This window comes from Serratia sp. C2(1) (assembly GCF_036352655.1).
Taxonomy (GTDB): Bacteria; Pseudomonadota; Gammaproteobacteria; order Enterobacterales; family Enterobacteriaceae; genus Serratia; species Serratia inhibens.
In genome coordinates this window covers 1,964,218-1,976,897 of the sequence record NZ_JAZFBA010000001.1, presented here as the reverse complement: position 1 = coordinate 1,976,897, position 12,680 = coordinate 1,964,218, and the positions used below count along the sequence as shown (strand labels likewise).

At 58.8% G+C, this 12,680-nt stretch carries 11 protein-coding genes; 1 reads left to right on the top strand and 10 read right to left on the bottom strand.

The window, feature by feature from the left end:
- Position 1 precedes the first annotated feature (1 nt).
- The gene (locus V2S86_RS09185) at positions 2–604 is read left to right on the top strand and encodes a C39 family peptidase (RefSeq protein WP_330762158.1); all 603 of its coding nucleotides are present in this window, start codon (positions 2–4) and stop codon (positions 602–604) included.
- A gap of 53 nt (positions 605–657) precedes the next feature.
- On the opposite strand, the gene V2S86_RS09180 is transcribed toward V2S86_RS09185, so the two are convergent.
- The 10 genes from V2S86_RS09180 to yebS all read right to left on the bottom strand — a co-directional run bounded on the left by V2S86_RS09180 (position 658) and on the right by yebS (position 12,526).
- Positions 658–897, bottom strand: coding sequence for a YebV family protein (locus V2S86_RS09180; RefSeq protein ID WP_004943489.1), 240 nt, complete (start codon positions 895–897; stop codon positions 658–660).
- Between the two features lie 137 nt (positions 898–1,034).
- A complete protein-coding gene (locus V2S86_RS09175) occupies positions 1,035–1,967 on the bottom strand; it encodes a Csu type fimbrial protein (protein ID WP_330762157.1) in 933 nt (310 codons plus the stop codon).
- Between the two features lie 18 nt (positions 1,968–1,985).
- Positions 1,986–4,331: a fimbria/pilus outer membrane usher protein gene (locus V2S86_RS09170; RefSeq protein ID WP_330763181.1), complete on the bottom strand. Its 2,346-nt coding sequence runs from the start codon at positions 4,329–4,331 to the stop codon at positions 1,986–1,988.
- A gap of 151 nt (positions 4,332–4,482) precedes the next feature.
- A complete protein-coding gene (locus V2S86_RS09165) occupies positions 4,483–5,247 on the bottom strand; it encodes a fimbrial biogenesis chaperone (RefSeq protein ID WP_330762156.1) in 765 nt (254 codons plus the stop codon).
- A gap of 23 nt (positions 5,248–5,270) precedes the next feature.
- Positions 5,271–5,819, bottom strand: a complete 549-nt coding sequence (locus tag V2S86_RS09160) for a Csu type fimbrial protein (protein WP_330762155.1) — start codon at positions 5,817–5,819, stop codon at positions 5,271–5,273.
- Between the two features lie 5 nt (positions 5,820–5,824).
- The gene (locus V2S86_RS09155; protein ID WP_330762154.1) at positions 5,825–6,328 is read right to left on the bottom strand and encodes a Csu type fimbrial protein; all 504 of its coding nucleotides are present in this window, start codon (positions 6,326–6,328) and stop codon (positions 5,825–5,827) included.
- A gap of 2 nt (positions 6,329–6,330) precedes the next feature.
- Positions 6,331–6,870 (bottom strand): Csu type fimbrial protein, encoded by a 540-nt coding sequence (locus V2S86_RS09150; RefSeq protein ID WP_330762153.1) that lies wholly within the window; start codon positions 6,868–6,870, stop codon positions 6,331–6,333.
- A gap of 273 nt (positions 6,871–7,143) precedes the next feature.
- Positions 7,144–8,580, bottom strand: a complete 1,437-nt coding sequence (gene rsmF, locus V2S86_RS09145) for a 16S rRNA (cytosine(1407)-C(5))-methyltransferase RsmF (protein ID WP_330762152.1) — start codon at positions 8,578–8,580, stop codon at positions 7,144–7,146.
- Between the two features lie 99 nt (positions 8,581–8,679).
- On the bottom strand, positions 8,680–11,310 hold the full coding sequence (locus V2S86_RS09140; protein ID WP_330762151.1) for a PqiB family protein: 2,631 nt from the start codon (positions 11,308–11,310) through the stop codon (positions 8,680–8,682).
- Positions 11,279–12,526 (bottom strand): membrane integrity lipid transport subunit YebS, encoded by a 1,248-nt coding sequence (gene yebS, locus V2S86_RS09135; protein ID WP_330763180.1) that lies wholly within the window; start codon positions 12,524–12,526, stop codon positions 11,279–11,281. Before yebS ends, V2S86_RS09140 begins: the two co-directional genes overlap by 32 nt.
- Positions 12,527–12,680 lie beyond the last annotated feature (154 nt).

The window sequence follows — 12,680 nt, the reverse complement described above, 5'->3', positions numbered from 1 at the left end:
CTTGACGACTGCGGTCCCCTACGTTTGCCAATGGGCGACGCCAGAACTGGCGGCCGATCTGATTGCCGGGCGTGCGACCTTGGCAGACGATGCCAACTGGGCGCGCAGCGGGGCGCGCGATCGGGCGGAATATATCGAATGGGCCAATCACGTTTGCGGAATGGCCTGCCTGAAAATGGTACTGAGCCACCGTGACGGCGATGCGCCGCCGGTGTTGGAGTTGGCGCGTCGCAGCCTGCCGTACGGCGCCTATGTCCATGAGGGGGAAAACATCAAAGGGCTGATCTACGCGCCTTTTGTTGACTATGTGCGTGAGCAGTTTGCGTTGGACGCTGAGGTGCGGGTCGGTCTCGACGCTGAGGCGTTGCCGGAATTGCTGGCGCAACGGCGTTATTTCATGGCTTCGGTACACCCGGGCATTCGTCGGCCCGATCAGACACCGCCGCAGCGGGGCGGCCATCTGGTGCTGGTCACCGCCATTGAGGCCGACGGCGTAACCTTCCATAATCCTTCCGGCGACAGCCCGGCCACGCGCCAACAGGTGACGTTGCCGCTGAATATTTTTGGCCGTTTCTTCGCCGGTCGCGGTATCGCCATCACATAAAAAACGCGCCGTGTTTCCTGGGACTCACGGCGCGTTTTTCAGTTCATCGTGGTTCATGCCAGCCGCATCACCCAGGCATCGGATTGCCGATCGTAATGCTGCTTAAACAGCAGCGAATGTTTGCCATCCAGCGTCGCCGGGATGCTGGTGTGCTCATCCCATCCGTCTAACTGCATGCACAAGTCGGGATCCGACTTGCAGGGAATGGTCAGCGTGCTGGCCTGCTCGGACGAGGAGGACAAATGCGCATCATCAACCTCAAAACTGCCTATTTTTACCACGGTTTTGCCCATTGGAACTCCTTGCTCGGTCTGCTGGTATGAGGTATGACCAGTTGAGGCCATCTCTTTGAGCATAGCTAAATGAGCAAAAAATGCCACATAAAAAATACAAACTGGCAACAATCGGCGCCGGCGACTAGCGCATGAGGCTAATATTCCACGACAAAGCTGAGATTGTCCTGGTAGGTACCGACCGGTCTTTCGGTTTGCGCAGGGTTAATCGCCGCCAGATAAGGAATGCTTTGCGCCAACCCGGTTCCGGCGCCGCTTTGCTTGTTGGTACTGTCCCAGACGGTGGTGGTGTTGGGCAGGTAAATTTGATACTGCATAAAATTGCTGGTGCCGTTTTTCATCTGCCGCCAGCCGGTGACCGGGTTATTGCCGTTGGTAAAATAGGTGTTGTAACCTTCGGTTTTGGTGCAGGTGAGGGTGATGCTCTGGTTCACCGGGTTAAACTGGCCCACCAGCGCCATGCTGCCAAAATTGACGTTTTGCGCAGTGCCAAGCAAACAGTCTTTGGTGATCACGGCGGTAATGGTGACGGTACTGAGCTTGTTGACGCCATCCCACCAGATGCACAAGCCAAGCACGCCCAGACCGCAGATATGGTAGTTCCAGGTCAGGTTGACGGTATCGGTATAGGTGCCGGAACGCACGTTGGCCCCAGCGGTGGTCCTGACATACAGCGGGAAATTGACGTTGGAGGAGATGAGGATCAGCGACAGCAGGTTCAATGAGCTGTAATCGATGGTTTGCCCGACGCTATACGCGTATTGGTAATTCGAATCGGGGTAAATCAGGTAAGGGATTTGATCGCCGGAACCGTCGGTGTTGGCTATCGCCATATTGTGGGTGGTTGAGGTGATTTTCACCGTTACGGCGTTTTGCGAAAGCAACGACAGGCCGAGGCCGGTGCAGTTCAGCCCGGCGGTGCCCTGGGCGCTGATCGGGCCGTTGTAGACGCTGAAGGAGCTGCCGCCAGGCAGCGTCACGCTGCCATTGGTGGTGGCGCAGTCAGCCAGCGCTTGCCGGCCTGCCAGCAGCATCAGCGTCAGTAATATCGCTTTGAATCCCCGAATCATATCTTTCTCCATAATGGGTTACTGGCAAACGATCGGTCCGATGCTCTGGATGCCCTGCGTTTTTGTCAGGCTGAACTGCGCCTGACAAGGTGCGCCGCCGTCTGCGGGGATAACGCTCAACCGGTTGTGCTGCTGCACCGGATCCAGATAGGCCATACCGTCCCAGCCCACATAACTGCGCTGGCTGCCGCCGATAACCGCTACTTCACTGCCGTTGGCCAGCGGTTTGCCTTGGGCGTCGACCAGTTTGACGTCGGCGGCGGCGATCTGCCGGACCGGAAAATCGACCAGGAAACCGCTGTGATCGCGGATCGCCACGGTTTTTTCGACGGCAGGAATGGCAACGTCCGCAGGGAGATTGAGCGGGTCGATCTGGAATTTGGCGTGGTAATAGGAGGTCACGGTCGGCACCAGCAGATAGCCTTTGGCGTTGGTCACGCCGATCAACTGATTTTCATAGCGTACCGGAATGTCCGGGTAACCCTGAGTAGAGACCAGCGCGAAGGCGTCGTTGATGGTGTTGGTGGCGTATAGATCGCCTTTCATCATGACCAGCGAGCCGCTTACTTCGCCCCAGCGGGTATAGTCATCGCTGTTGCCGTACATTCCGGCGCGGGTCTCGAGCAGACGGGTGCGCCAGGTCATGTCGGCCTGGCGGTAGCTGCCGCCGCTTTGTCCATCCGCGTAGGCCAGGTTCCAGCCCAGGCCGCCGTCGGTCGGCGCGGCGCGGCTGTAGCTGACGCGTTCGCTCCAGCGATTATCGTTGTCGCGGGAGGCGCTGACGCTGGCGGTGCCCCAACTGTCGAAGGGAATGGAGAGCTGTAACTGGGTGCTGTAACCGCTGTTGCCGATCTCCCGGTTTACCGAAGCATACAGGCTCATGTTGCGCCATAACGACAGGCTGTAGGAGAAGTTGACCAGCCGGGTGCGCGTGCCGATGGCGTCACGCACGTCGAAATAGCCGGCACCAACGCTGCCAATGCGGCCCAACCCCAGGCTGCCGGTGAGCTGATCGGTACGGCGGCTCAGGCGGTAGTCGCTTTTATAAACCGAAATATCGCCAAAGCCTGCGCTGCGCAGGATACGTTGGGCGTTGAGGCTGAAATACCGGTTGCTGTAGGTGTAGCCGAAGCTGCTTTGATCGCCCCGGTTGCTGGTGTATTGGTAGACCGCTTGCGGATCGGGCTGCGACAGTGGCTTACCGGTCAGCGGATCGTAATAGTTTATCTGCCGCGAAGGTTGATAATCGTTAAACGCGTTGTCGCCGGCCTGGCTGTAGCTGTACGACGCGTTCAACACGCCCCATTGGCCGAGTTGGATATCGGCGCCTGCACCAGCCACCGCCAGTTCCGCCGCCGCTTCGGTGCGGCCTTCCATCGTTAACCAGTTCGTGACGCCGTAACGCCCACTACCGCTGACGACCCACTGGCCGTAATCGGCTGAATTCAAACCATAATTTCGGCGCAGGGCACCGGTGGACAGGCTAAAGTCACTCATGCCGGCCTGCAACAGGTTGCTGGCGACATAAAAGGGTACCAGGGTGCTGACCTGGCGGCCCAGCGCGTCGGTGGTGACCACCCTGGCTTCGCCTGCGCCGTTGATGTAGGGCACCGTATCCAGGGTAAAAGGGCCAGGATTGACGTTGGTGGTGCTGTTTTTATAGCTGTTGATATACAGATCGACACTGCTGGGCACCGCCGCCTGGCCGGAAAATTGCGGCAGCGGATAGGTGATCAGATCAGGGCGGGCGGTAAAGTTACGCGCCAGTTGAACGCCGCCAATGCGTACGGCACTGCTCCAGGGCAGTGAACCCGTGGTGAGATCGCCGGCGGTATAACTGAGCAGGCGCTCATCATCCGTGTAACGCCACTGGCTGTCGTAGCGAATATAACGGCTCTCCTGGCTATCGCCGGCGGAGCCGTTGAAGCTGCCACGGAAGATACCGGTGTTGGCTACCACGCCAAAACCGTCAAACAACCGCTGTTCGCTCCAGGCGGAAAGGTAGCCCGGTTGGCCGTTGGCGTTGCTTTGGCTGGCGTAAACGTCGTAATTGAACAGCAGGCCGAGGCTGCTTTGCGCCGGCAGGCGATCCAGCGGGGCCTGCGCGTTGAATTTCTGTTGGGGCAGCCAGTCGTTGGGGATGTCGATCAGCAACTGCTGGGTTTCGCCGCTGTAAGTGACATCCACCTGCTTCAACAGGTCGACCGCAATTTCTTTTGCCTGTTGGTCTTCCACCGGCAGGCCGGCGTCGATCAATTGCTGCGGCGTGAGGTAATAGTGACCGCCACGATAGTCCACCGGCACCACTTTGCCGGTCTGGCGGCCGTTGACCACCGGCTCCAGATACAGGGTGGTATCCGGCATGCTGATGGCACTTGGCGGCGGCGGCAAATCATCGGCGTGCGTGCAGGGTAGCCACGGTGTGGCCACTGCACAGACTACGGCGAAGGCTAAGGGTTTCAGCGCGAATCCGTTGCCGCTCGGTGATGGCTTCCCTGTTAACCGCACGTGGAACTCAGTAAGACGGGAAGGTTATCGGTTGTTTATTGTCATTGACCGTCGCCTGCAACGTACCGCTGCTGAAACTGCCCGAAGGCGGCACGGCAAAGCGCATTTGCGAGCCGGGTAACACGTAGCCCATCAACCCGGCATTGAGCGTTTTTCCCTGTAACGTCACTTTGGAGATACGCGCGTGCACAATGCCCTGATTACGCACTTCCAGCCAGCGTTGGCTGCTTTGCTGCAATAACCGGTAGCTGAGTTGCGGTTGGTTGGCGGTGGCGTAGTCGCGCGGCTTTTCAGAGTCCGGTTTGGTCCAGACACCCTGGCCACTGACAAACAGCGGCACGGAATAACGCATCTGGAATTTCAGCCCCATCTGTGCGCCGGCAGGCGTGGACGAGCTGTCGTTTTCTTTCACCGGCACTTCATCAATCAGAATGCGGTAGGCGCGTTCCTGGCCTGCGGGCGGCGGAGTCTGCTTAATCAGTCGGATCAGTTGGCGCTTGCCCGGCGCTATCGAAGCGACCGGCGGGCTGGCGATCACCTCGCTCTGGTTGCCGTAATCGTCTTTGCCGTCGGTTTGCTTCCAGCCAAGCACCCGTATCTGCATATAGACAGGTTTAGTGTCGCGGTTTTCCAACCACAGCGCCGTTGCAGGCTGTTGATCTTCAATTACCGGATCGATGGGCCAAATCAGAATCGACGCTGCAGCCAGCGCCTGTTGCTGGCCGACAAGCAGCAGCGCTGCCGTCAACGGCAGGGAGAAGGGAATACGCATAGCTAAATCCTTATTCAAAATACTTAATAAGTTACCGTCAGCAAGACCGTATCGTTGTAAGTGCCACTGCTGGGCAGGGTACTGGCCGAAAACAAACGGGCATAAACCTTGATTTCCTGGGTACTGCCGGTGGCGGCGATCACCTGCGCGTTGCCGCCGTTGCCGCCATCGCCCCACAGCGTGGAGTAGTTGTTATCCTGGTAGAGCTGATAAAGCAGTGTCTCCGTGGTCAGGGTATTTTTCAGTTTGCGTCCTGCGGAGATGGAGCCGGTGACGTTGTTGCCGACGCCGAGCGCCAGCGTGACGCTCAGACCCGGGTTGCAACGGAACAGCACTGAACCGGCCCCGGCGCTGGATACGATATTGATATTGCCGGCCAACGAAGAGATCTGACCAAAATTGAGGGTGCCGAAGGTGGTGACATCGCTGTTGCCGCTGCCCAAGACGCAGCCTTTCACTACCGTCGCATTGACGGTGAACGGCGCGCTCTTTTGCAAGTCGTTGACGCCGGTGTCACCGATTACCGGGGCCGCCGTCATCGCGAGCAGCAGCCCGCAGGCTGAAATGCGCATTGCCGTTACCAATTGATGGTCACCTGTACGGTATCGGTGTAGCTGCCGACCGGCGGGGTGGATTGCACCGGGATCATGCCATACACCGGCAGCCAGTTATCCTGGCCGTTAGCGGTTTGCGAGACCCCGGTCAGATTATCCCAAATGACGCTGTGGGCGCTGTTGGTGTACAGGTTGTAGTTTACCCGTTGGCTGGCGGCGCTTTGCAGGTAGCGGGCGGCGGTGTTGCCGCTTTGTCCGCCGCCAAGCAGCACGTTGTAGCTGGTGCCGTTGTTGCATTTCACGCGGATGGCGCCGGAATTTTGTTGCCCGGCTACGCTGACGGCGGTAGTGAGAAAATACACCGTGCCAAAGTTCAGCGAGCCGAAACTGACGTTGCCTCCCGAGCTGCTGCCGGCTTCGCACGCATTCAGCAGCGTTGCGCTGACGCCAATATTGGCGGTTTTGCTATCGGCATAAACCGCCAGACTTAACGCCAGTAACCCGCAACCGAAAACCGCCTGCCGCACCCTTACCAGGTTACCGTCATCGTCACGGTATCGTTATAGGTATCGGCTGCCGGCGTGCTGCCTGCTGCCGGAACGCGTCCGTAGACAATCAGCGGCGTCGCCACACCGGTGCCGGTGCCGGTCAGGGCGTTGGCACCGCTGCCCCAGGCGGTAGCGCGGGCTTGATCCTGGTAGAGGTTGTAATTGATAAAGGCGCCGGCGGTGCTGGCCATGCGGCGCTGGCTGCCGGTGGTTACGTGCAGCCCGTTGTCCAACGCGACGGTATAGTCGGTGCCGTCAGTGCAGGTCAGCGACAGCGTGCCGGCACCGCCGGAGCCGGTTGCGCTGGCGTCGATAATATTTGAAAGTGAAGAGTAGGTACCGAAGTTGATGGAGCCAAAATCATTGACTGAGCCGCTGCTGTTTCCGCCACCCACTACGCAACCTGCACCGATGGTTAACGTCACCCCCAGGTTGCCCTGAATGGTGCCTGCTGCGTTGGCTGCGCCGTTTGCGCACAGCAGGGTTGCTACCGAGGCCAACGCCACCAGAGTCTTTTTCATGTTTTATTCCTTGCTGTGCCAGAGAGAATCGCAAAAGCCCATCCGAGAAAGGGGGCCGAACGTATTAATTTCTTTATAGGTTAATTAATAGAGTAAGAACTCGGAATTGTCTTGGTGGGGGGCTAAAAAGTTTCTTTATTTTGAAAGATATCAATATTTCGCCGTCTGGGAAGTGCGAAAGCGTGAATGTAGAATTATTAGAAGGGTAATACTTCTTGTTAGGAATATTATTAGCGGTGTTAATTGGCCGGAGTTTCCCGGCCAACGGATAAATTATTGATGGAAATCCAATGTGCCGTCGCGGACCAGTTCGCGCGGCAGATTGTTTTTTATCCGGCTGCCGATACGTTTGGCGATACCCAATGGTTGCTGTTGGTAGGTCAGGATGCATTCATCACTCTGCGGCGGGGCTTCCGGATACAGATCGCGGCCGTGATACCACTCTTGCGCCAGCGCGGCATCCAACTCGAAACGCTGCTTGCCGCCGGCGGTGGCCAGCGCAATAACGGCTTCATGCTGCCAGCGGTATCCTTTAGGGAAACACTCGGCCAACTTCACCCCGATGCGTGAGAAACGTATTTTGCTGACCAGCGCTTCCAGCTCTGCAGGGAACAGCCAGATCTCTTTATCGCGCGCCCACAACCGGCTGGTTTCATCCCAGGCGAGACCGGAAGCCGCAGCGGCCTGGCCGATCACGGCCGAATCCTTGCCGGAAAGTGGGGTGAACGGGAATTTACCCAGTTTGTAGCTCGGTTTTGGCAACGGGGTAACCGAATGGTTCTTGCGCAGCCGCGCCACGAAAAACCCCTCGCTGTCGTAGATCTGCGGGAAGACGTGCAGGAAGCCTTCGGCGGTTAGCGCTTTTTCCGCGCCGGGGAACAGCTCGCCCAGCGGTTCAATGCTCACCGCGTCACCGTAGGTCGCCAGCAGGCCGTTGACGATTTGCTGATTTTCCTGCGCGTTGAGCGTGCAGGTGGAGTAGACCATGACGCCGCCGGGGGCCAGCGCATGGAAAGCGCTGTCGATCAGTTCGCGCTGGGTTGCGGCAATGGCGGTAACGCTTTCCGGCGACCAGTTGCTCATGGCGTCCGGATCTTTGCGCACCACGCCTTCGCCGGAACAGGGGGCGTCGAGCAAAATGGCATCGAAGCTTTCCGGCAGCGCCGCGCCGAATACCCGGCCGTCAAAGTGGGTCAGCGCCACGTTTTTCACGCCGCAGCGGCTGATGTTGGCGTGAAGGACTTTGACCCGGCTGGCGGAGTATTCGTTGGCCACGATACCGCCCTGATTATTCATCAGCGCCGCAATCTGGGTGGTTTTGGAGCCCGGTGCCGCGGCCACGTCCAGTACCCGACGCGGGCTTTCCCGATCGGCGAACAGGGCGCTGACCGGCAGCATCGAACTGGCTTCCTGAATGTAAAACAGGCCGCTCAGGTGTTCCGCCGCGCTGCCGAGCCGCAACTCTTCATCCTCACGCTCGATCCAAAAGCCTTCCGCACACCAGGGAATAGGTTCCAGCCGCCAGTCATAATCTTGCACCAGCGCCTGAAAGTCGGCGACGCTGATCTTCAACGTATTCACCCGCAGGCTGCGGCGCAGCGGGCGCTGGCAAGCGGCTATAAAATCGTCCATCGACAGTTCGGCGGGCATGACGGCGCGCGTCGCGTCGAGAAAAGCGGGAGGCAAAATAACGGAGGCAGGTTTGGCCACGGGCGAGCTCTCTGGCAGCAATAAAAACAAGGGCGGGATTTTAGCATAAAAGAGGCCGGCAGGGGGAGTGGATACCCCTGCCGGCATTGGGTTACGCGGTTAATCCCTTGGGATTGCGGTGCCCCATTCTTTCCAGTCTTTCGGCTCTTCCGCATTCAGCATGAAGTGCTTGTTCGGCGTCGACTTAGGCGCCAGCGGAATGGTTGGTGGGGTAGCGAAGGCAATGCCGCCGCGGATGAACTGCTGGAAGGTGCCGCTCTTGATCACGCCGCCGGTCAGGCCGAACTGCAAGTTGTAGCCCGAAGCCAGCCAGAACACGCTGTTGTTGCGCACCAGGTGCTGATATTTCTTGCTGATGCGCAGTGCAACGTGGACGCGATCGGACATGGCGCCGAGATAGAAACCGGTGATGGTGCCCACTTCCATGCCACGGAACAGCACGGGAGTGCCGACCTGCAGCGAGCCGGTTTCCGCTGCGTCGAGGATGACGCTCAGGCCGTCCAGATAGCGCGAGTCGGTGATGCTGGCTTCCTGCAGTTCGAAGCTGCGCAGTTCGCGGCCGCGCCCTGGCTCGACGTTGATATACGGCTGCAGCAGGGTATCGAGATTGCTGACTCCGGCAGCGGAAATTTCCGGCGACACTACGGAGAAACGGCTGCCCAGACGCGCGAAGGTCTGCACGTATTCCGGATACAACACCGCCTTGGCCAGCACTTCATTGCGCTCCGGCGCCAGCTTCAGCGAATCTACCTGGCCGATATCGATGCCGAGGTAACGCAGCGGCATGCCGGGTGACAGCTTGCTGGCGTCGTAGGTCTTCAGGATTATCTGGCTGCCCACCGCGCGGGCGGCGGTTTCATTGGCATACAGCACGCGCTTGGCGCCTTTATCCAGTGTGACGCCCTGCAGATTGTCGAAACTGATGGCGCCTTTCAGCGCCCGGTTGAGCGGCGAAGCTTGCACCGTCAGGCCACTGCCGTTCAGTTGCACCTTGGCACCGCCTTCGGCCCAAAAGATGCTTTCGTTGGTCAGCAGTTTGCGGTATTCCGGGCTGATATAGACGTCCACCTCAAACTCGTTGGCTTTCGGGCGAACGTTAACGATCTCGCCCACCTGGAATTTACGGTACAGCACCACCGAACCTGTCTGCACGTCCGGCAGGCTGACGGCGTTCAGCGTCAGGGTCGGCGTTGGGCTGTTACCGATAATGCCGGCTTCGGCCTTCTCGGCGTTGGCATACAGCGGATACTGACCGACCGGTTCACCCTTGTTGCCGGGGATGATGCGTACGCCGCCGTCCAGCCACTCTTGCGCGCTGGCGCCCAACACTTCCATGCCGTCGATCCCCAGCTTGACGTCGACGCGGCTGTTGACCACGAATTTGCTGTCTTTATGCAGCAGGCGACGGTATTGGGCTTCGACGGCGGCGGTGAAGACCACGCCGCTGTCGGTCAGTGCGCGGCTCATCACCTGGCCGACCTTGACGCCGTGTACAATCAGCGGCTGGCCTACGTCGATGCCGTAGCTTTGTGGGGCGTTGAGCGTTACGGTCAGCACGCCCGGTTGTTGCAGCAGGGTTTCACTGCTGTCGAGGACGTTGAAATGCTGCTGCGGTTCCCCGTCGCCCGGCACCAGTTCCAGGGTATTGCCGGTCAGCAGTTGGCTGATTTTGGCGTCGTTAAGGCTGAGGCGCGGACTGCGCATCACGATGCGCGTACCGCTGCGCATCAAATCCACCACTGAGGGATCGACGGTCAGTTCGCCGGTGACCTTGCTGTCCTGCTGCAGTGTCAACTTGGTCAGGGTGCCCACCTGCAGCCCCTGGTAAATCAGTGGCGTGCGGTTCTCGTTCAGGTTATTACCGCTCGGCAGATCCAACGTAATGTTCACGCCGCGTTGGCTGTGTGCCAGATCCGGATACAGGTCATAGCTTTGGTCGGCCTTGGCTTGTTGGCCGTCGGGCGGTGAATCGAAGGCTATCGCGCCGTTGACCAGCGCCGCCAGGCTCTCAACCTGCACCGACGCGCCCGCCAGGCTGAAATCGCCCTTAAAGCCTGAAACATTCCAGAAACGGCTGTTACCTTTCACCAGATTGGCGAAACGGCGGTCGATCAGCACGTCGACAGTGACGCCCTTGTTGCCTTCGGCGATGGTGTAGTCGTACACCTTGCCGACCGGAATTTTACGGTAATACACCAGCGAACCGGTGTTGAGCGAGCCGAGGTCGTCGGCGTGCAGGTGAATCATCAACTCACCGGTGTTCAGACGGTATTTGGGTTGGGTGTCGAGGGCGGTGAAATGGGTTTGCTCTTTGCCGCTGCCCGGCATCATGCCGATGTAGTTACCGCCTACCAACGCGTCCAGACCTGAAACGCCGGCCAGCGAAGCTTTTGGGGTAACCAGCCAGAATTGGGTGCCTTCGCGCAGCGAATCTTCCAGATCGCTCTTGATGCTGGCTTCAACCACGATGCTGCGCAGATCTTTGCTCAGGCTGATGGTCTGCACGGTGCCGACTTCCACCCCTTGATAGCGCACAGGGGTGCGGCCTGCGACTATGCCCGCCGCAGACTGAAAATCGATGGTAACCGTGCTGCCGCGCTCCTGAAAGTTGCTGTAGACCAGCCATCCGGCGATCAGCAGGGCGATAAACGGCAGTAACCAGAATGGCGAAATGCGGCGCTTGTTTTTGACCCGCGCTTCAGTCGGTGTATTCGGCGTTTCCTGTTGCATGTGCATCCCAAATCAATCGGCTATCCAGCCACTCTACGGCAAGAATAGTTAAAATGACCGCCGAACCAAAGTAAAAGGCTGCCGGCCCCATAGTAAAAGATAACAGCTGGTCGCGATTCACCAGCGACATCATTAACGCAATAACGAACAGATCGAGCATGGACCAGCGGCCGATCCAGGTGACCAGCCGCAGCAGGCGAATACGCGTTTTCAGGCTGTGCGAGGTCTTGAAATGAATGCTGAACAGCAGGGTGATCAGCACGATGACTTTGGTAAAAGGCACCAGCACGCTGGCGATAAAAACGATAGCGGCGATCGGCGCGTTGCCGGAGGTTGCCAAGGACACGACCCCGGAGAAAATGGTATCTTCGAGCCGTGCGCCGTTGGCGTAAACGATGGAAATCGGCAGCAGGTTGGCCGGGAGCAACAAGATCATCGCCGCAATCAGCGCCGCCCAGGTTTTTTGCAGGCTATAGGGCTGGCGGTGACACATGGGGATATGACAGCGCGGGCAGCGTCCCCGCTCGTCCGGATAACCGGTGAAATGGCACGACAGGCAAACATGCAGCGCCGTCGGCGGGCCTTCCGGCTGTTCCTGCGGGTAATAGCGCTCCCACAGCTGTTCCAGATTGAGGTGGATCAGGGTCAGGATGCTGAGCAGCGTGAGCGACAGGTAGGCGATCAGCGCGCTGCCGGCCTGGATATCGGCATACTCTTTGACTTTTATCGCCGCTACCGCCATGCCGATCAGGTAAATATCGAGCATCACCCATTCTTTCAACCGCTCCAGCATCAGCAGTACCGGGCGTAAATTCATGCCGAAGGCGTGGCCGAAACGCAGGTAAAGCAGCGACAGCGCCAACGTCAGTGGGGCACCCAAGGTACAAAACGCCACCATGCTGGCGGTGAGAGGGTCGCCCTGGCTGCTCATTTGCCAGATGCCTTCCAGCAGGCTGGCGTCAATGCGCGTGCCAAGCAACCGGATGCTGATCAGCGGCTCGCTGAAGGCGAAAGGCATCAGCAGCAGCATGGCGACCGCCATGGCGGTCAGGCGGGTCATTGACCAGTCGCGGCCATGCACCACTTTAGCATTGCAGCGCGGGCAGTAGGCGGCCTGATTGCCGTTCAGCGGCGGCAACACGAAAAGCAGGTCGCATTCGCAACAGCGCTGGTGGCGTGCTTTGGAAAGGGGGCCGGTGATCGCGTGTATTTTCATCATGACAAAAGCTGCTCTAAAGCCCGCCGGATGGATAGCGTAGCTGAAAAATAAACCTGCTGTAACCCGCTTCGGGTAAAGCGCGGGGCGGTAAACAGGGTTTCTGCGAGGCAAACATACCTTGCCCGGCAGGGGTTTGTGAAGCAACAGATGA